This is a genomic window from Prosthecobacter dejongeii, assembly GCF_014203045.1.
Taxonomy (GTDB): domain Bacteria; phylum Verrucomicrobiota; class Verrucomicrobiia; order Verrucomicrobiales; family Verrucomicrobiaceae; genus Prosthecobacter; species Prosthecobacter dejongeii.
Genome location: NZ_JACHIF010000002.1, coordinates 22,961 through 43,388, shown reverse-complemented (window position 1 = coordinate 43,388; position 20,428 = coordinate 22,961). Strand labels below are relative to the sequence as shown.

8 protein-coding genes are annotated in these 20,428 nt (G+C 54.0%); 6 read left to right on the top strand and 2 right to left on the bottom strand.

The genetic code is table 11. The annotated features are described in order from the left end of the window. Positions 1 to 8: 8 nt before the first annotated feature. Positions 9 to 2,210, bottom strand: coding sequence for an efflux RND transporter periplasmic adaptor subunit (locus HNQ64_RS05405; RefSeq protein ID WP_184206234.1), 2,202 nt, complete (start codon positions 2,208 to 2,210; stop codon positions 9 to 11). 2 nt (positions 2,211 to 2,212) lie between these two features. Then, complete coding sequence (locus HNQ64_RS05400) at positions 2,213 to 2,905, bottom strand: efflux RND transporter periplasmic adaptor subunit (protein ID WP_184206232.1); 693 nt, start codon at positions 2,903 to 2,905, stop codon at positions 2,213 to 2,215. A 339-nt stretch (positions 2,906 to 3,244) separates the two neighbouring features. On the opposite strand from HNQ64_RS05400, the gene HNQ64_RS05395 reads away from it, so the two are divergent. The 6 genes from HNQ64_RS05395 to HNQ64_RS05370 all read left to right on the top strand — a co-directional run bounded on the left by HNQ64_RS05395 (position 3,245) and on the right by HNQ64_RS05370 (position 20,347). Next, positions 3,245 to 12,187 carry a tetratricopeptide repeat protein gene (locus HNQ64_RS05395; RefSeq protein ID WP_184206230.1) on the top strand — a complete coding sequence of 2,981 codons (8,943 nt, stop codon included), beginning with the start codon at positions 3,245 to 3,247 and terminating at the stop codon, positions 12,185 to 12,187. A 140-nt stretch (positions 12,188 to 12,327) separates the two neighbouring features. Next, entirely contained in the window at positions 12,328 to 13,989 is a 1,662-nt protein-coding gene (locus HNQ64_RS05390) for a hypothetical protein (RefSeq protein ID WP_184206228.1), read from the top strand. 100 nt (positions 13,990 to 14,089) lie between these two features. Further along, the gene (locus HNQ64_RS05385) at positions 14,090 to 15,079 is read left to right on the top strand and encodes an AAA family ATPase (RefSeq protein ID WP_184206226.1); all 990 of its coding nucleotides are present in this window, start codon (positions 14,090 to 14,092) and stop codon (positions 15,077 to 15,079) included. Positions 15,080 to 15,171: 92 nt separating this feature from the next. Further along, positions 15,172 to 16,035: a DUF58 domain-containing protein gene (locus HNQ64_RS05380; RefSeq protein WP_184206224.1), complete on the top strand. Its 864-nt coding sequence runs from the start codon at positions 15,172 to 15,174 to the stop codon at positions 16,033 to 16,035. Positions 16,036 to 16,046: 11 nt separating this feature from the next. Then, a complete protein-coding gene (locus tag HNQ64_RS05375; RefSeq protein WP_184206222.1) occupies positions 16,047 to 17,819 on the top strand; it encodes a VWA domain-containing protein in 1,773 nt (590 codons plus the stop codon). 20 nt (positions 17,820 to 17,839) lie between these two features. Beyond that, positions 17,840 to 20,347, top strand: a complete 2,508-nt coding sequence (locus tag HNQ64_RS05370) for a VWA domain-containing protein (protein WP_184206220.1) — start codon at positions 17,840 to 17,842, stop codon at positions 20,345 to 20,347. Positions 20,348 to 20,428 lie beyond the last annotated feature (81 nt).

Below are 20,428 nucleotides of genomic sequence, written 5' to 3'. Positions count from 1 at the left end.
TCAGCGAGTCACAAACGATAGTCCAGACTCACAAAGTCCAGCATCTTCATCCACAGTATTTGCCAGACCTGGACCTTATCTCCATGGATTCGCACTGTGCCTGTCATTCCCGGCCGCAGAGTTTCATCTTCATTGGTTAGCTGAACCAAAATGCCATAGGTTACCTCCAAAGGTTTCAACCGTCCCTCTGCATCCGGCTGTGCGGCGACATCCCCGCCAAGAGTGGCGATGAGATTCGGTGGCAACTCTGCATTAGGCGGCGTTTTCAGGTCTTCCTTCACCTCCCCCACATAGGTTCGGTTAGGCTGGGCACTCACTCTTAACTCCACTCTTTGTCCGGGGCTTATGTGCCGCGCCTGTCGTTCATTCAGGGGAATGTAGATTTGCACCGGGCTAAAAGGGGCGACCTCACACAAGGCGTCTCCCGGCCGCAAGCTCCCCGCAGTGAGTCGCTCTAAATCAGGCGTCAACACCACTCCCGAAAGGGGGGCACGAAGGATCAATTTCTCCGCCAAGCGACGAGCTTCCCGCAGTTCCACCTCAGCACTCGCCAGCATCGCTTGAGCTTGCTGATGATAGGCTGGTGCATCAGCGCCTAAGGTCAGATCCACCTGTCGTCTCGCTTTTTCCACGGCCAGACTTGCAGTTTCCACATCTCCTGTCAGTCGAAGATTCTCCAACACCGCCATCGCAGCATCCTTCTCCACGCGCTGCCCAGTCTTTACGTGCACCCTCAAGATACGCCCAGGCACCTCTGCCCGCACCCATCCGACTTGTACGGGCCGTAAAACAGCAGGTCGCTCCACCTTGATTTGCCAGGGCAATAACATCAACATCATGAGGATGAGCACGCCCCCCAGAATGATGCCCACGGGCCGCCGCCAACCGCCTACGATAGCGGCTGACTTCGCCAAATGACCTTTAAAAAACGCACTCACAGGAACAATCAACATCGAGACCACAGCCCCCGCACCAATGGCATCGCCCAACCACCCGAGTCCATAGGGATCGAGCAGATAGTGAAAAATCATCGCGATCCCCAAGGTAATCTGCAACAGATAGAGTTGCGCCGCGAGGCTGTATAAAACAAACCAGACACGATTTCGCCGAGGCAAAAGTCGCTCCACCTGAGGTGGCGTGCACCCACCAAAGATCCAACGCCGGAAAAGATCCCCTACGCACATCTGCGCTTTCACACGCAGATTCGGCACCCCGAGAATATCCGTCAGCATGTAATAACCATCGAATTTCATCAGCGGATTCGCATTGAAAAGAATCGTCCAGACACTGGTGATCAGCATCAAGTTAAACAATAACTGCTGAGTCGGCCCTGGCTGCGAAACAGCCCATAGCAAGGTGGCGATGGCTGCGAGGATCAACTCAATGTAAATACCCGCTGCTGCCACTAAGATGCGATGCCGCTTTTTGGGAAACAGGTAACTATCCGTCACGTCGGCATACAGGAAGGGACTGAAGACGATGACCATTGCACCCATCTCATGCACTTCCCCGCCATAGTGCTTGCAGGTCAGCCCATGACCAAATTCGTGAATGATTTTCACCACGATGGTCAGCACCCACACCAGCGCTAGATTTGGCAAAGTCAGGAAATCATTCAGAGCGGGAGCAATGCGCGGAAAATTCACCGCGAAAACCACCGTGCCTGCCATCAAGATCAGGAGGCTTATGACAAAACCTGACCACGACCACAGCCATCGCAGCGGCCGTTCCAGCCGGATCAACAAGGCATCCGGATCCCACAAAGGCAGCTTCAGGAAGAGAGCCTTCATAAAAAGTCCCCACGGCGTCAGCGGTTTATGACGGAGCTTTTTCAGTTCGATTTGCCTCCGCGCACCCGCTGCCGTCGCCTCCAAAAAACCTGCGGCGAGCAATTCGTTGGCAAAGCTCACGATACGGGCGGCTATGGCCGGACTCCCATCTACCAATCCAGCGTGAGGATAAGCCTGAAGGAAGGCTTCACGAATTTCCTTCACACTGCGCACTCCATCAAAGAGGGCTGCTAGAGCATAGTCCTCTGCTGGTAACCGAAAGTATTTCAAAGACAAAGGATCTTTAATAATCGCAAAGGCACGACCTTCAAAAAGCTGGTGGCTGATCGCTAAATCTGACCTCAGTGCCGAAGGCACGATTGCCTCCACAGACGAGGAAGACTCTGTCGTGACTTCAGTGATGGCTATGGCGTGTGACATGGTCAAGGCTGGGCTAGATCGGCCTCCACCCTCATGCCTGCCTTCAGCCGTAGATCCGCATTATCCACACGCAACTTTACCCGATAAAGCCCACTCTCCGCGTCCATTCGGGGGTCCAGAAAAACGACCTCTCCGAGGATTTCCGCAGACTCGGGTAACGAAGAAACTCGCAGTTTCCGCTTTTCACCCTTCTTAACTTTTAGAGCCTGCGCAGGCTCTAAATAAAACTGAGCCTCAACCTGCCGAATGTGCACGATCTCTAACAACACCTCGTGCAGTTGTACGGCCTCACCAGGTTCCTTCCCGCGATTTACCACCACCCCTTGCAGGGGAGCACGCAGAGTCTTCTGTTCTAATCGCACCCGAGCAGCATCACGCTGAATCCGCGCCAGATCATGCTCGATGCTTTTTCGTAAAGCCTCCTCACGCGTGCTGATGTTTTCCTTCAAAAGTTTTTGCGCCGCTTCATGGTCAAACTTCGCCTTCTCCAGTACCTTCTCAGCTCGCTCAAGATCCAGCTTTTCCAGATCATCCGTTAGCTGGACCACGACCTGTCCAGATTCCACACTGTCCCCTTCGCTCACGAGGACCTCTTTGACCAAGCCTTCCACAGGCGTGCCCACTTTCACTTCATGCAGAGGAATGATGAGCCCTGGTACCGCACCAGCTTCCGCCACACTCACCATCAACAACATGGCAAAAGCAAAAAACCTGAGAGAGCAAAAAAGTCTAGCCATTCCGCTCTATTCTACGTCCCGAAGGCAGTGCAGCAAGCTTGAGCGTTAAAGTTAAGCCGTAGAAATGCCCACAAGCATGGATCTCTAAAATATGCCGAATTAAAATAGCCTGTTCTTTCCCCAATAAATTCCCACTTCAATCGTCCTATTGAGGTGGGCGGTCTGATGACAGACACAACTGCATTGGCCGCGCAGAATCGTGGCCCGACCTGCAAACCGTTCATAAGAACAAGTCTGAAATACAGCCTTGTTTCTCAAGATTCGTTCTGATAAACCGCTTCGGAATTCCAGCACGCCATGTCATCCCGGATCCGCACCTCTCAACCGTTGAAGGTCAATCACCAGCCCCTCCCCCCTGCCAAGATGCGCTTTTGGCTAAAAATCATTGGGCTCAGTCTGACGGGTATGTTTGGCACTCTAGAGACACGCGTGCTTGCGCAGTCTGAGCAAGCCACCCGTTACCATGACATGCTGCTCAAGCGCCCTCAAACTGGGCTGGTGCTAGACCGATTCATCGGTGCCTGGTTAGAGACAGGCACCTCAGACTCTCTCGCCAGTTTTCTCAAGCAACGCAGTAGCACTGCGGCAGACCTCCTGGTGCTGGCGCTCTTTCACGAATATGAAGGTCGCGAACAAGACGCGCTCAAAGCATACACAGAGGCCCTAACCAAAGATAACCAAAACGCCAGCGCCTGGTTACAGCGTGCAAAACTCGAGGCACGACTTTTAGACTTCGAGCCCGCGCTCAAGTCACTCGATCAAGCCTCAGCCCAAAAACCGTCTGCGGAACTTGCACTGGACATTGGCAAGATGCGTGGCCGTTTATTGCTTCGTGTTGGACGCACGGAGGAAGCCTTGAAAACTTGGCAAAGTTTGTTAGCAGCTCGTCCTGAAGACGAGGATCTTACGGAAGAAGTCATCGAACTGCAACTAGACGAAGCCCTTTTCCAAGACGCGGCTAACTTAACGTCCAGCCTCATCGACAAGACCCGCGACCCCTCGGTCAAGGTCACACGACGTCTCCTGCTAGGAGACATGTTCATGCGGAGTTCCAAGCAGAAAGAGGCCCTAAAGGTCTATAGTGAAGCTCTTGCCCAGTCAGGTCAAGATACCTGGGTGGAGAGAGAAGTCTTATCCCAGATCGAGACCGCTTTCCGACGCGGGGGTGACCTCGCAGGTCTATTGGACCATTTGGAAAAACTAGCGAAGGAGCACCCCCAACGAACGGGACTCATTCAGCAGCGAGCCCGCCTCCAAGCGGAAACTGGAGCCGGAGACAAAGCCCTCGCCACCTACCAGGAATTGCTCCAGCGCACTCCCGGCCAGCGCGAACTGCGAGAAACCTATCTGGACCTTCTCACACGCCAACAAAAATACTCCGAGGCCATTGCTCAGACGAAGCTGCTCCAAGAACAAAATCCCACGGATGCAGAACTGCATTTACGTCTTGCTAGCCTACAGCAAAAGCAAGGCGACATACCTTCGGCTAAAGCAGCCCTCGCTGCCTATCTGGCCCAACCTGCCATCGGTGAATACGAGCACCTGCGCGTGGCACGCTTGCTAGAAAGTTGGGATCTAAAGCCTGAGACCAAGGCAGCCTACGAAACGCTCGTGAAAGCTTTTCCTGAAAGCCCAACCGCCAAGGATGCTCAAGCCCACTACCTACACCGGACGGGTGAGAAAGAGCCTGCACTCACCCTCTGGCGTGGCCTGGCCAATACGCAGGATCTGGATCAACTCCTAGCTGTTGCACAAGCTTTGACGACCCGGCAGGAATCGAACACCGCACGTGAAGTGCTCCATGCGCATCAAAAAACTTGGGGGCAAAATGACCGCTTCTTAACGGCCCTCATCGCAGCAACTCTAACGGCTAAAGACAGTGCCGTTAAAGAAGGTCAAGACGCTGCCCAACTGCGCCTCCAGCAACTTACCGAGGCCGTTCCATGGGCGCTGGACCGGGTGCGATTAGCTCAAGAAAGTGGCCAGTTGGATGATGCCATCCGTCAAGCTACGGACTTAATGACACAAGCCGCTGCCATCCAAAACACCGTCAGCAAACTGACCGACAAGAAAAATCTTACCATCCAAGAACGCGCACTTCTTTCAGCCTTGCAAGAAAATTTAGGTGCAACAGAAGCAGCCGAACAAACTTTGCGTTCTTCGTCAAATGAAGATAAACTTACTGCGCAAGGGCGACTTGTACGGCTGCTCGAAAAACGCCAGGACTGGCCTCGGGCAGCCTTAGAAGCGGAAAAGTTACTGTCCTTACCAGAGGGCCGCACATCTGCCCATATCCAACGTGTGGTGGACTTCCACAACCGCTCAGGCGATCCTGAAAAGGCTCTCGCCAGAATCAGCGACTGGAAGGCAATTTCGCCCACCGCTTCTCAACCGTGGTTGATCGAAGCACAAATTCTGGGCAACACTGGTAAAACCACGGAGGCCGTCAAGGTGCTACGCACGGCTGTTCGCAAGTTTGAAGATGAAGAAGCTCTCAGTGTGGCTCTAGCCGCTATGCTTAACGTCAACGGACAGGCGGCGGAAGCACAGCGCATTTACTTACGCTTTTATGAGACTGCCGAATCCCCAGAAGAAAAAAAACGCTGGGTCACCACTCTAGCGCAGTCAGCCTACTCAAGGGGAGAACTCAGCCGCATCCTCGAACTCTTCAAAGAACGCCAGCGTGCGAATCGGGAAGATCCTCAGGCCTGGATGGCGCTGGCTGAAATTCAACGCGTCGGCCAAAATGAAAACGAATATCGGCAGGCCCTCACCGAAGCCTCACGCCTGCAACCTCGGGACGTGGGCCTCCTCCTCCAACTAGCCCGTGCAGAGGAAGAGAGTGGGCAGTGGCAGCAATCCCTACGGACCTTGGAAAAAGCAGCCTCTCTGGATACCAGCAATCGCAGTCGCCAGCAAATGGCCAGCGTCCACATCACATACGGCGATGAGAATGCCGGTTATCGGATGCTCTTTGAAATCGCCGGCGGCAGCCAAATGGATCCCAAAGATGCCCTTCGCATGGCTGATGCGATGGCGGCAAAAGGAGACTGGGCACGACTGAAAGAGTTTTTAGAACCTCTGAGTCTAGCGCATCCCAAAGACTACCGGCTCGCTTATTTCAAAGCCGTAGCTCTGGAAGAAAACGGCCAAACGCCTGAAGCAATCCAGGCCTTTTTGAACCTGATGCAACTCAAGGAAGAGCTACCCGAAATCAAAAAAGCATCGGCGAACACCAACCCGCTCACAGCCATTTATTTACGCATGCAGAAGGCTGCTGAAGAAAATCTGCCGTCAGATTTTAAGACCTTCATGAACCTCATGGGTCCTGGAGTTTACCAGAGCTACTACCATCAATACGTCAAACGCTACAATGTGCGCAGTAGCTCGGGGGTCGTGCGCCTGCCTAGCACGGCGGAGGAATTGCCTTCCCTCGCCGCGCATCATTTGATCATGCTGAGCCAATCGTTAGATGCGGCCCAAACAGCGGAGCTTTGGCAGAAAGCTGCGGCTGCGGGCATGCCAAATACGAAGCAACTTCAGCACCTACAAATTGACATCACTCGCCTGAATATCAAAACAGCGGAAGGTGCCACAGAAAAGTCAGGCTGGGATCCCACCTTGCTCGCCTATGACGCGACACGCAATGCCAGCGAACTCACACCTGAAGCGATCCAGCGAGTGTATCAAACCTTCGGTGCCAAAAGCCCAAACATTGCCTTCTCTGCTGCCCTTGTGGCTTTGCGTAATCAGCCAGAACTAGGCAGCAAGTGGATGGATGAACTTTTGGAAGTCTATGAAAAGCGCCCAGATGCCCCTATAGATTGCCTTTACCCGTTCAGCCAACTTCTAGGGGGTGGCCAGCGCATCAACCCGTCCGACACTCCTGCAGCTCTCACGGATAACCAGAAGCACCGATTTCAAAAACTACTCGTAGCGATCCTCAAAGCTCACCCAGTAGATGCCTCACGCGTGATGCCCTTTGCTTATGTGGCCAATGCCTTGGTAGCCTCGGGAGGTTGGAAAGAGCTGATCGTTTTATTGGAAGAAGAAATCCGACTTTTTGAAGGCGATGGGCTCAAACATAATAGTGCGGTCAAAAGCACGATGGCCCAGTTTGGCAACTCTCACCAGACGCTCCTTGAGCCGCTCCCCTTCCCTGTGGCGGTTGCTTTCCCCAGCCATTTAGCTCTGTGGTTTTACCGCAAAGACATCTACAACCCCAATCCTACCGAAGACGGGCAGCCGGACTTAGCCTTTATAGAGATCAAGCCCTTCCTCTCCGAGGTAAAGCCCCCTCTGCTGAGGATGGCGCTGGCCTACAAGGCCGATGACTTTGCCCAGATTGAAAAAGAGCTAGCAACACGTGCAGACTCCCCAGATGCTAGTCAGGCCGAGTTACTTCAAGCGGCGGCCTTTGCTCAGCGAAGGGATGACCACGTGAGGGCGGTCAAGCTCCTGATCCAGGCCGTTGCTTCGCCGATGGATAAGTCGCTGCGTGAAGACGTGGATGCTGCTTTGCTGAAATCTCTACAACTCGTCTCTTCGCCCACTCCAGATCAGTTGGAACAGGGCGTGCAATCCGTGCGAAGACTTCGCACGGGTAGGCTTTCTCCTCAGCAGCGAGATGAACTGATCGGTGTAATGACGAGCCTGAAAATGACAGAAGAAGCCGCGCAGTTGGCCCGCATCGCGGCGATGACACCCGCCCCAGCATCGTCCACACGTAGCGTCTCATACTCCTCTAGCAACAGCAGTCAGATCCAGAAATTGATCTCACAGGGCAATCAAGAAGCGGCCATGCGTGAGACCTTAAAACAACTCCAAGCCCTGCTGCAGAGCAACTTCCTAAATGGGAACGTGAGTTACGCGAAGTCCGAAGCAAAGAAGCTGATCAATTTGCATAAAGCCAAAGACGCACAGGCCATGATGATTGAAAAAATCAATCCAGGAGAGAATGCTCACCCTAACAAAAAACGCGAATTTGCAGGCTTGTTGGAAATGCTGGATGAGACAGCTAAAGCCGAAGCTATCTACGAAAATCTGCTGGAAACCAACCCCAAGGAAGAAGAATCTTTAGTTAGGCTCATGATCATCAGCGCCAAAACGGATCCGAAAAAAGCAGGTGAACTGCTGCAAAGGATGTCGGTCAAGTCTCTTGGTCAAGGTTTTGGAAATGAACTCACGAACCTATTGAGCAACTCTTATGACATGGAGCTGGAATCTCGACTGAGCTTGACAGAAACCATCGTGCAAAGGCTAGAACTCGCCGCGGACGAAATCGCTGCACAAAAAAACTTGGCTGATACACTCGACTGGGCAGGCAGTCTTCCGTCCATCCTCGCTAACACCGTGTGCAATGGCAGGAATGCGCTGCCTTACATCCATGCGCGTTCGACACGCCGTGGCGCAAGTGCAGATGCAGATGACGCCGAATCCCCAAAATTAAAACGACTTCTAGAAGTTCATCAACGCCTCTGCCGAGCTCTCATGAAACATCCTTCCCTGGCGGATACGGGGTTCAGTTGGTATGCTTGCGCAAGGCTTCAGGAAAAAGGTGAATTGAAAGTCGTTTATGACGATCTCTCTCAGCGAGCACAGGCTATTTTGAAGGAAGCGGCGGCACTGAGTCGCCCACCAGCCCCCATTCGCTCGCGTTATGGTTATTCGCGGGAAGTCACCGCCCACTGGAATCCAACGCCAGTCGAGTTCCTCCTTTGGCGAGCCTGGAAAGAAGGGGATTCTGAACGCATCGAAAAAGAGATCCTGCCTTTAGCGGATCAAGCTCGTGGCAAGACAGAATCAGCGATCTACCGACTTCAGTCCCGCTTGAGAGAAGCATCCGCTGAAGAGTTTTCTTCACTGGCGAACACTTATGCAAAAACAGCATGGCCAAACTCAAACAGTTCATACGGTCCACAACGCCAACTGATCTGGCTGGTTGATCGTTGCGTTGAACGTCAATTACCCGGCACCGTCTTGGATAACGCCGTTCTTGCGAGTCAGAAGACTTCCTCCAATGGCTACACCACGTATTATTACCTTCCCAGCTTCTTGGCGATGCGCCAAAGGCAGGCCCCGGAAGCCCCGATAGAAGACTTTCTCAAACAATGGCTGACCGCCTCTCTTGGCTCTGAAACAGGCTGGGAAAAGCGCATGAATACTTGGGTCACCAACTGGTTTAGCCGAGGAGGTAACAGCAATGACCGAGCAGCCTACAATGTGGGACAAACCCTCCAGCAAATATTAGACGAAGAAGGCGCCCTCTCTCTGGGACTGAAAATTGCTGGCATGATAGGCCTCACCAAGAACGAAGCCTGGTTGGCTAACAACATTTACCAAATGCGCAGCAACGTTACACGTAACAGTGCTGATTTGCTGGCCTTTCTGGAAGCCACCCATGCTTTCTCCGAAGTGGATACTTTCATGACCCTTCAAAGCAGTCGGGCAAACCATCCCCTCACCGAGATTATCCAAAGTGTTCGTGGCAAGCCTACCATTTTAGCAGAACTGCGGGAGGCTATGGCTAAGCGGCAGCCACGCACTTTTGGCACGGATATGGTGGAAGGCATGCTCAAGGAAGACCCCTCTGCGGCACTCAGCAACGTGGCCAAAAAACGAGCGGAGCAACTGAAGTCCGTGCGCCCTGAAAGGGTGGCCACCCTCACTGCTCTTTTCAAGTCCAACATCCCCAGTCTTAAAACTCCCGAGACGGCAGATCCAGAATTGCTCAAGGCACTCGCCCCTCTGTTAAGTGTGGAAAATTCAGCCCAACTAAGCCAAGCGGATAGCATTCTGAAAGCCACTAAATTGAGCGACCTTAATGTCACCGATGATGGGTTTGAAGATCAGATCCCGCGCTTGATGCATGACCTAGTCAACAAGGATCGAGCCAAAGCCAAAGCCCTCTTTCTTCAGGGCGCCAAAATGATCGAGGCCAAGGCTACCAGCAGCGGCTGGCGCGGAGATACTTGGACCATGGGCTGGACCTACCGCAGCGAACTGTTGGATGATTTTAACGACCTCGCACCTGGCCTTCCAGCCCTCGCTTTGGCCATGCAACTCTGCCATGAAGATGAAACAGGATTGCTGATTCTGGATGGTCGCTGTGAAGAGGGCACTTGGGGCCAAACATTGTCAGAAACCTGGAAAAAGGCCGGAGGCATTGCACGCCCAGCCTTAGCTGTGGACGAAATGTTAATCACTCTTCAAAAAGAGTTAGGCCAAACACCACCGACTTTGCTGGCTCTCGGGTTTTATGAATTCTTCGCCAAGTTACCCGCAGGTGCACGCCTCCCAGTCCTCAAGGCCGCTCTCAAAGAAGATACAGGAGATACCGGCCCCCTGCGCATAGAATTAGCGGCTGCAGCACGCATCTTCTTCAGCACGGAAAACAGCTCTGTCACGAATGAAGGTGTGCAAAAGCAACTGGCAGAACTCGGTGGCACATCCCCCGCCTGGGCACATTACCGCCAGACGATGCTGAATACGAAACTCAATCCCCGAATCCGCATCGCCCTCGCCACCCATCTTTGTCGTAAAGAACTCCGCCGACCCGATACTGATGTGGTGCGCACAGCCATGGCGTTGGTAGCAGCAGAACACCGAGAGTTTCATGCGGTCAGCGGTACATTCCATTTCCCAGCTCTCGCCCGCGCTTACTGCCGTTTACCTTTAGACGATGTCTGGAAAAAGACGGCCAATGAACAATGGGAGGCCTGGTTAGCGCGCAACAGCCGCAACAACGAAAGCACCAATCGCAATCGAGCTTACAACCCGCGTGAGGAAGCGCTGTGCGCCATGATCGGCATCGTCGCACGTCTTGGTCACGAGGAGGCCACGACCACTCTACTGCACAGTGACCCCAATGAAGCATTGGAAGACGATCCAAATGCCTTTTTGATCCTCGTCTCAAACGGAGCTCATGAAGTCGCAAAACAGTGGTTAGAAACTTATTGGGAGACCTTCCTCTATGATCCTGCGACAGGCGTCGAATTCACCCAGACTTTGGCCGAACAGTTGCCCAAATTCAAGACAGCCTGTGCCGACAGGCAAGACCTCGCCCTATTGGGAGAACTCATCTGCACGACTCTCAAAGACCCACCCAAACCTAGCCAATGGTCGGGTTTTATGGATCGCAATAAACGTGTGATAGCGCTGGTCCCCCAGATGAAATCCACGCGTTTTGCAGACGAATCTATCCTCGCACGCTGTTTGGAATATACCGCTGAAATTTATGAGACTTATCTGCCACTGAAAGATCAATACGATGCGGTGGCTGCGAAGGCCGATGTCCTGGCCATTTTAGAATTGGGAGAAACTTGGAAAACTTTCAAACGCATGAAGCCCCTGGCCGTCAGTCTGGGCATGAAGTTGTGGGAAAAAGGTGAATCTGCAGACCTCATCGCTAAATTAGAAAAACTAGCCCAGGCCAGCGCTTCAGGGAGCCATTCCGAAGAAGTGCTTGCTTACACTTTCTCTTACCTCGCGGCTCCCATTCTCGATTACCTAGCATGGCACTGGGCAAAGGGTGAGCGCTGCGATGTCCAAGCCGTGATCACCTTTACCGACAAACTCATCGCCTGTGCCCCACGCCATGAAGACTGCTATGTCCTAGGAACCAGCATCCTGTTGAAAAGCATGCTGCACGCTTCGCAGGGCGACAGCACAAGCTACGCTGCCTGGCAAAAAAGTCTCACTCCTGCAGATGCGAAGGCCTTAAAGATGGCGGCTCTGAAAAGAAACACCTTTTTTGTCTGCGCCGGTTTCTTCGGCAAACCTAAGCCCAAAATGTCACTCGATGATCGCCACAAGATTCTTCTTCAAATGATGACTGATCCCTGGGTTCAAGCTAAGTTTCCAAGTTCTGGCCCCGGTGTCCCCAATCTCATCGGCATGCTGGTCAATACCCATAAACTGATCTCGCTGGAAGAGCTGCCTATTAGCGCTCCCCTCTTAGGTAAAAGCTTGCCACGCAAAGGCCGGACCACCGCAGAAGCCGGAGACCTGCTAGCCCAAAACGGCAAGGAGGACGGGCTTCCCCTCTACGATCTCGCCATCCAAGAGGCTGGCGCTGACCAAGGCTTACGGGGCAACTACACCTTGCGTAAAACCGATCTTTTGGAGCGCCTGGGCCGTCAGGACGAGGCTCGCAAGCTACTGACTGAGCTCAGTCGAGAGCCCAAAATCAGCGCCGGTTTAAAGCGCAATGTCGAAGCCGCGCTGAAGCGCCTGCAATAAGTCTCCCCATGAATCTCCAGACGGAATCAACAATCAAGCTTACCCAGGGGTCTATGTCAGAAGGAATGCTGGGGCGGGCAGTCTCCAGTCTTGCTATTTTTAGTCCATTCTGATAAACCCCATCCGAAATCCATCGTCCTATGCCTGCTGAATCACGCATCCAGATTTTCCTCAACGCTGTGCGTGCCCGGCTGGACCGGGTAAGGCTGGCGAAAATGGTATCTTTGGCCCTTCTGATTACAGGGTTTTTGTTAGCCGCGTGGTGTTTATTATGGGTTCTCCAAGGTTACTCCGTGCCACGCATCGGCTATGTTGTAGCCGCCATCGGCTTTCCCTTGCTCACGGGTCTTGCTTGGTGGTTAGGCCGGGATGACGAGCGCCAGGCTGCACGCTTTGCCGATGATCACTTTGGTCTCAAGGATGCCTTGAGCTCCCACCTGGGATTTAGTGAACAGCAGCGCGAGGGCGAGTTCATTGCACTTCAAGTGGAAGATACCGCCCGCCGGGTGGCCTCCTGCCAGCCTGCCACGATTCCTGTGCGTTGGTCACGCAAACTGCTTACCATCGGAGGTATTCTGCTATTGAGTTCTCTCGTCATGGGTTTCAAAAAGCCCTCACCCATCGTCATGGAGCGCCTTTCTCTAGAACAGGAAACCTCCCGCAAAACTGAGGAGATTAACCAAGAGTTAGAAAAAGAAATCGAGCAGCTTCTTACCCAAACGCCCGACGACGAAAAAGAACTTCTCAATCCCGATGAATGGCGTCAATGGCTGAAGGAATTGCGCGAAACTAAGGATCAAAAAGAAGCCATGCGGCAATACGCGGAACTTGAACGCCGCATCACCGAAGCCGCCCAGAAACTGAGCCTGCGCAGTCAAGAACAACTCCTCGCCAAAGCCGCTGAAGAATTGCAGCAGGAAGCCCCCCTGCGCCCCATGGCCAAAGCGCTAGAGCAAAAAGACTACAAGCAAGCTGCCGAGCAACTGCGCCAGATGCAACCACAGGCCGAAGGCCAAAAGCCCGAAGAAGCTCGCCAGCAAATGGCGAAGCTAAAATCCGCCGCCCAGCGCATGGCCGCCGCCGCACGCAATTACCAGCAGCGCAGTGGCCAACAATCCCAGCAAAAGACAGGAAGTGAATCCCAGTCTGCCGCAGGAGCCAATAGCAGCAAAAGTGGTCAATCCAGCCAACAAGCCCAAGGTAGCCAAGGCAATCCTGGAAAAGAAAGCATGGACGAACAAATGATCGCCCTGGAACAACAGGTGAATCAACTCGACCAGCAAATGCAAAAGGATCCAAGCAGTTCCGAATGCAAAAACTGCCAGAGCCAAGTCCAGCAGCAAATCTCAAAACTCTCTCAAAGCCTGTGCAAATCGGCCGCTCAGTGCAATGCTGCGAAAAAGCTTTCATCTCTCAGCCAATGCGCCTCCAAGTGCCAAGGTTACTTAGGCAATAAAGAATGCAATTCCCTCAGCCAATGTCTGGGAGAAAAGCCAAGCGGGAAAAAAGCGGGGATGGGCAGCAGTGAAAACCGCCGAGATGAAAGCGAAATCACGCAGGACAATGGCAATCGCGACCAACTCCAAGGCCAAAAAGGCACGGGCCCCAGCAGCACTAGCATCGAATCGGCTGACAGCGGCAGTGGAGCTGCGAGCCGTCGTGCTAACGAAAGCGAACGTGCTTGGCAGCGACAGGTGGAAAGCTTCGTCCAGCGTGAGGATGTGCCCGCAGAGGTCAAATCGGGTGTGAAGGAATACTTTAAAGCCATCCAGCAAGTGGGAGAAGAACAGCCATCCAAATAGCCGCATTCGTCCATCACAGCCCCCTTGAGGTAGGCTGACAGAGCATTGATGCTGTCCCTCTTGTCCACAATGATCGTTTGTTATCCCCTTTTCATTTCACATGTCTTCCACCCCTGAAACCACAGCCGCCGTTCAGCATTTTCATGACACGTTTGAAAAACTTCGTGCCGAGATCGCCAAGTTCATGGTGGGACAAAGAGATGTCATTGAGAACGTCCTCATCTCCGTCATGTGTGGAGGGCATGTGCTACTTGAAGGGGTTCCAGGACTGGGCAAAACCGCGCTGGTCAACACACTGGCGAAAGCTCTGCACCTGAAGTTTCAGCGCATCCAGTTCACCCCAGATCTCCTCCCTGCTGACATCGTCGGCACGCAAATTCTGGTAGATCGGGATGGCCGCAAAGTTTTTGAATTCCAGCAAGGCCCTGTCTTCTGCAATGTGCTGCTGGCAGATGAAATCAACCGTGCCACGCCAAAGACCCAATCCGCGCTGCTGGAGACCATGCAGGAAAAACGCGTGACGGTAGCGGGCACCACCCACTCCCTCGCCAGACCCTTCTTCGTGCTCGCCACGCAAAACCCCATTGAGCAAGACGGCACCTACCCTCTTCCTGAAGCACAGCTAGATCGCTTCTTTTTCAAACTCTTCGTCCCCGTGCCGAGTCACGATGACTTCCATGAAATCCTCAACCGCACCGGTGGCAGTCATGTGCCTCAGATCAATGCAGTGGCCAGCGGTGAAGACATTCTCAAGATGGGCCAGTTAGTGCGTGAAGTCCCGCTGGATAACAGCATCCAGGATTACCTTGTCAAAATCGTCCGCGCTACTCACCCCACGGATGTGAACGCGACGGACCGTGTGAAAAAATATGTCCGCCATGGCTCCTCCCCTCGCGGTGCACAGACCATCCTCGCCGCCGCCCGTGTTCTGGCTTTGCTGGACGGTCGCTACCACGTGGCCCGCGAAGACATCGCCAAAGCTGCCCTTCCCGCTCTCCGCCACCGTGTTTTGCTTTCCTTTGAGGGCGAAGCCGAAGGCGTGAAGACGGATACCGTCATCGCCGATGTCATTGAGAAGGTGAAGGCCTAATTTTTAGCCCATGAAGTGCGACACGAAAGCCTCAATCTTGGCGTGTAACTAAGCCTGATTTTCAGCTTTCCTTTCGCTTTCTGAAAAGCCCCATGTTAACAGATCCCGCCTTCATTCGCCGGCTCGATTCCCTGTATCTTCTCGCGAGGAAGATCCTCGGCGGATCGTTGCAGGCAGATCGGCGCAGCAACAAAAAGGGTGCCGGCATCACCTTTGCAGATTATGCGCAATATTCGTTAGGCGATGATTATCGCAGCATTGATTGGCGTGTGTATGCCAAGTTTGAATCACTATTAATCAAACTCTTTGAATTGGAAGAAGATGCCACGATTTATCTTCTTTTGGATTGCAGCCCCTCCATGCTTTCCAAGCAGGAGTATGCCAAACAACTCACCGCAGCCCTGGGCTACATCGCCCTCAATACATTAGATCGGCTAGCCGTGTATGGCCTAGCGGATAAGCTCCTACCTTTGTTTGAACCCAGCCGCGGACGAAATCAGGTGCTGCCTTTTTTAAAGTCTCTGGAGCTAGCCACCAGCTTCGGCGGCGGCACTGACCTTTCTGCTTGTGCGCGCGAGTTTGAGGCTCGTCACCGCCGCAAAGGCCTTGTGTGTGTTGTGTCAGACTTTTTGTTACCCGGTGGTTTTGAAGAGGGCCTCAGTCGCCTGCAATGGCACAAGCATGAAGTTTTTTGCCTGCAAACGCTGGATGCGAACGACCTGCATTGCGAATGGAAAGGCGATGTCACCCTGGAGTGCGTGGAGTCCGGTCAAGCGCAGCGTGTCACCATCTCCCCCCGTGAGGCCAAGCTCTACGAACAAGCCGTGGCGGAGTGGAACGAGAACCTGAAAAGCACCTGTGCCAAACGCGGCATCGGCCATATCCGCGCCACGCCGGATCAGCCCTTTGAAGAAGTCATCACCGACCTCCTGCGACGCGGTGGTTTGGTCACCTAATTCTCTTCGACGTGACCTTTCTCAATCCAGCTCTTTTGTGGACTCTGGCAGCGCTCGCCCCGCTGGCAGCCATCTATTTCCTCAAAGTGCGGCCTCGGAAAAAGCCCGTGACGGCCTTCTTTCTATGGCAGAAGATCTTCACAGAGAAACGCTCTTCCGCACTTTTCAAGAGACTGCGTGACATCTGGTCTCTGTTGCTGATGGCATTAGCGTTCGCCGCCATTGCACTGGCTTTAGCTGAGCCGGACCTGGAAGGTGATGAACGCAAGGACCTGCTCATCATCGTGGATCACTCCGCCTCCATGTCGGCCAAAGAAGACGGCCAGACAAGACTGGAACGGGCCCAACAAAAAGCGCGGGAACTCATCACCGCCCTTCACGGCAGCCAGCGTGCTGCGGTGGCCAGCATGGCAGATCGCCTGACCATGCGTGCCCAACCCACCCGGCACCGACGCAGTTTGTTAGAAGCAGTGGATAGTATCCAGCCCAGCCAACTTCCCTCTCAAAGTGAGGCTTTACGTGCAGTACATCCCGGACAAGAGGGTCTGAAAAACACCCGTGTCATTTTAATCACCGACGGCTGCGTGGATGATGCCAGCCTGCTCTCCCAAGTGGAAGTGCTAAAAATCCCCAGTGAAGCCCCCAATATCGGCATCGTGCGGGCAGATCTGCGCCCCGTGCCTGGCGAAGGACTGCGCCTGGGTTTGTTTGTGGTGATGCAATCCACCTTCAAAGAGACCGTCTCGGTGGACCTGATGCTGCGTCATGAAGACAGTCATCAACTCGTCAAACTCATCCCTCTCCAAGTGAAGCCCGGCCTCAATGCGGCGGTTACCCTGACACTGGAAGATGCTCAGACAGGTAACTGGACAGCCAGTATCGAGAAAGAAGATGCCTTAATTCTGGATAACCAAGTGTGGCTGCATGTGCCCACGCGAGATCCCCTACCCGTGGGCGTGCTGGCAGAAAACGCCTTCTTCCTGGAAAATGCCGTGCGTGCCTTTGAGCGCAGCGAGCAGAATCTGCAACTGGCTACCGATGCCAAGCAAGCTCGCCTTTTTTTAGCCATGGGCCGAGCGCCAGCCACGGGCTCAGCTTTAATTTTTCAGCCTCAAGGGGAAAGTTTGCTGTGGAGTGAATTGGGGGATGAACTGAAGACGATCATCCCGCGTGTTCTGCTGAAAGATCATGCCTTGCTACGCTACCTGGATGCTGAGACGATGAACTTCACCGGGGCACGCAAACTCAAGGCCCCATCCGGATCGGTGATCCTCGTGGCGGATGAAAGTGGTGTGCCGCTGATCTATCTCGTGCGTCAGGGAGAGGCCAACCTCTGCGTGGTGAATCTAGATCCCCTAGCAGCTCAGTTTTATCTTTCCGCTTGGTTTCCGGTACTCACCCACAATGCGGCCTCTCATCTGAGCCATCGCGAAGCCGCTCTGCCTGCCACCTTTCCTACAGGTAGCCTTACCCGCATCCCCAGCATGAGCGTGGAGGACTCGGCCCAGGTCCGCACACCCACAGGCCAGTCCTTTGTCTTACCAGCCGATGAGTCACTGCGACTGGAACAGGTAGGTTTTTACCAAGCTCAGACCAAAGAGCAGCAGACCACCGTGGCCTGCTCCCTCATTTCCCCCACTGAATCCAGCGCCGCACGGGCCAGTCTGCAATCCACTACCCGTCCCCTGGCTCAAGGTCAGTCACCCAGCTACTGGCTGCTCGTGCTCGGCCTTGTAGCTTTGGTCGGAGAGTCTGCTCTCTATCATCGCCGAAAAGTCGGCTAACAAACTTTGCTTATTCACGCATGACTTTCACCACCTTCACGCCTCTGTTCTGGCTACTCCTGCTTTTGGTAGCAGGAGCTGCCTACTGGCGTTCGTTGGTGGATCGGCCTACGGGTTTAAAACGGGCCTCATTCCTCTTGCGAGTGCTGGGCATTGTATTGCTTGCCCTGGCGCTGTGCCAGCCCTTTATCCAAGATCAAACAGAGGATGCTCACGTTGCCTTCGTCGTTGATGTCTCCCAGTCCGTGGAGTTAAAAGATGCATTGGAGGCATTAAAGCCCATCGAAGACGGCATTCAGCAACTACGGCCGGGAGACTCCTTCAGCCTCTTTGCCATGGCCAAAGGAGTACGTGAGCAATCACCCAAGGAAATGCGCACCTTGTTGGAAGGCTGGATGAAAGGATTGGCCGATGACGCCTTCCGTTCTGAATCCCGCCTCGGCGATGCCCTTCTGAGTTCACGGCTCTCTTTTCCCGCCGGCAAGGCCAAACGGCTCATCCTTTTCAGCGATGGCGTGGAGACAGACAGCTCGCTAACCGATGCTTTGGACCAACTGCGACGCGAAGAGGTGGACGTTCGTTTTGTTAAACTCAGCACTTTAGACCAACCAGAAGCCGCGCTCGTAGCCCTAGAAAGCACCACCGGATTTGCCTTTCAAGGCGAGATGCTGCGACTGAATGCCAAGGTGCGTGCCAACCGCGATATGCAGGCTCGAGTGCGGCTTTTAAACAAAGGCGTGATGGTGCAGGAAAAATCTGTCTCGCTCAAAGCAGGTGAAGAAACCAAGCTACCTTTTGACCAGGAAATGACCACGCCAGGTCCTGGCGTGTGGACGGCAGAAATCGTGCCGGAGAAAGATCACTTTCCGATCAATAATCAGGCCTCGATGACGCTCAATGTCCAGGGTCAGCCACGCGTGCTGGTACTACATGAAAAAGAGCGCGACATGCGCACCATCGTCCGTGCTCTGAAGGAGCAGGACTTTGAGGTGGACCTGCGAGGCAAACGTGGCCTGCCAGATCGAATGGAAGAACTGCTGGCCTTTGACTGCATCGTCATCGCCAATCTGCCCGCCACAGAGATGAGCGCCCGCCAGATGAATCTACTGCGCAGTTATGTGGCCGACTTTGGCGGCGGACTTGTGATGCTAGGCAGTGACAATAGCTTCGGCCTCGGTGGCTATTATAAAACCCCCGTGGAGGAAGTACTTCCTCTGGTCTCCCGTTACGAAAAGGAAAAGGAAAAACCATCGCTCGCCATGGTCCTAGTGATGGATAAAAGCGGCTCCATGCAGGGCCAACCCATCGCTCTGGCTAGGCAGGCCGCCAAAAGCGCCACGGAGCTGCTTTCTGCCCGTGATCAGATCGCCGTCATCGGTTTTGATGGTCAAGCTCAGATCATCTGCGACATGACCCCCGCCTCCCAGCAGAGCACCATCATGGCCGCTATTGATTCGTTGGAGGCCAGCGGTGGCACCTTCATGTATCCCGCCATGGAGGCAGGGCGTGAGATGTTGGACCGCACCACCGCCAAGGTGAAGCACATGATCTGCCTCACCGATGGTCAAACCCAGGAGGCAGACCACATCGGCCTCACCCAGCAGATGGCAGACTCTGGCATCACCATCTCTACCATTGCACTCGGCGAGGGCTCGGCCGGGGAACTCCTGCAGCAGATCGCCGAAGTGGGGCGTGGACGTTTTTATGAAAGCAATGAGGCTGAGTCACTGCCCCAAATCTTTACCAAGGAGACGACTCAAGCATCAAAATCTGCCACCCAGGAAGGCCTATTCCCACATATTCAAATCACAGATCACCCCATGCTCTCCGGTTATGATGCCGATGGCCTCCCCGTGACTCTGGGTTACGTCATGACGGAGGCCAAACCCGCTGTGCAGGTACTTTTAGCGGCGGAAAGCGGAGATCCCCTGCTCGCCGTGGGCCGTTTCGGGCTAGGCATGGGACTTGCCTACACCGGCGATCTTACCGAAACTTGGGGAGGCGAATGGTTAGCCTGGGATGGCTGCGGGCGCTTTTGGGCTCAAGTCTTGCGCAGTGTGGTGCGTAAGATGGATCGAGCTGGAATGGACGCACGAAGTGAAATCAGCGATGGGCGCTGGACAGTGCGGCTAGACCGCCGAGACGATGCAGAAGCCCCGCTCTCAGGCCTACGTATGGAAGCACAGGCCCTGGATGAAAACGGTCGCCCTTTTAACATCCAGGTGGATGAAACTGGCCTCGGACGGTATGAAGCCACGATTCCCCTGGGCACACGACAACACATCGCCCTGCGTCTGCATGACCGCGACCACGACAAGCTAGAAGTCCGTCACTACCACGCCGCCTACCCCAATGAATATCGTCTGGATGGCAAACCGGCAGATGCTTTGCATGCCCTCGGCAGTTATCAGCCAGCTAGCATCACCGCAGCCCTACCAGCCGCCTTTCAGCTTCGCCCCATCAGTTCATGGTTTGCTTGGTTAGCGATGAGCCTTCTCCTCGCAGGCATTTTACTGCGGCGAATTTAAGCCATCCGCCCGCTCCTTGCAGCGAAGACCGCCTTTCCACCATCTTGAAGATGGTTACTTTGCATTTTGCTGAAAAAGCTC

What these genes read in the sequence shown, in the direction of transcription:
- HNQ64_RS05405 (WP_184206234.1), bottom strand. Translation starts at nt 2,210, where the DNA reads ATGTCACACGCCATAGCCATCACTGAAGTCACGACAGAGTCTTCCTCG.
- HNQ64_RS05385 (WP_184206226.1), top strand. Translation starts at nt 14,090, where the DNA reads ATGTCTTCCACCCCTGAAACCACAGCCGCCGTTCAGCATTTTCATGAC.
- HNQ64_RS05400 (WP_184206232.1), bottom strand. Translation starts at nt 2,905, where the DNA reads ATGTTGTTGATGGTGAGTGTGGCGGAAGCTGGTGCGGTACCAGGGCTC.
- HNQ64_RS05390 (WP_184206228.1), top strand. Translation starts at nt 12,328, where the DNA reads ATGCCTGCTGAATCACGCATCCAGATTTTCCTCAACGCTGTGCGTGCC.
- HNQ64_RS05370 (WP_184206220.1), top strand. Translation starts at nt 17,840, where the DNA reads ATGACTTTCACCACCTTCACGCCTCTGTTCTGGCTACTCCTGCTTTTG.
- HNQ64_RS05395 (WP_184206230.1), top strand. Translation starts at nt 3,245, where the DNA reads ATGTCATCCCGGATCCGCACCTCTCAACCGTTGAAGGTCAATCACCAG.
- HNQ64_RS05380 (WP_184206224.1), top strand. Translation starts at nt 15,172, where the DNA reads ATGTTAACAGATCCCGCCTTCATTCGCCGGCTCGATTCCCTGTATCTT.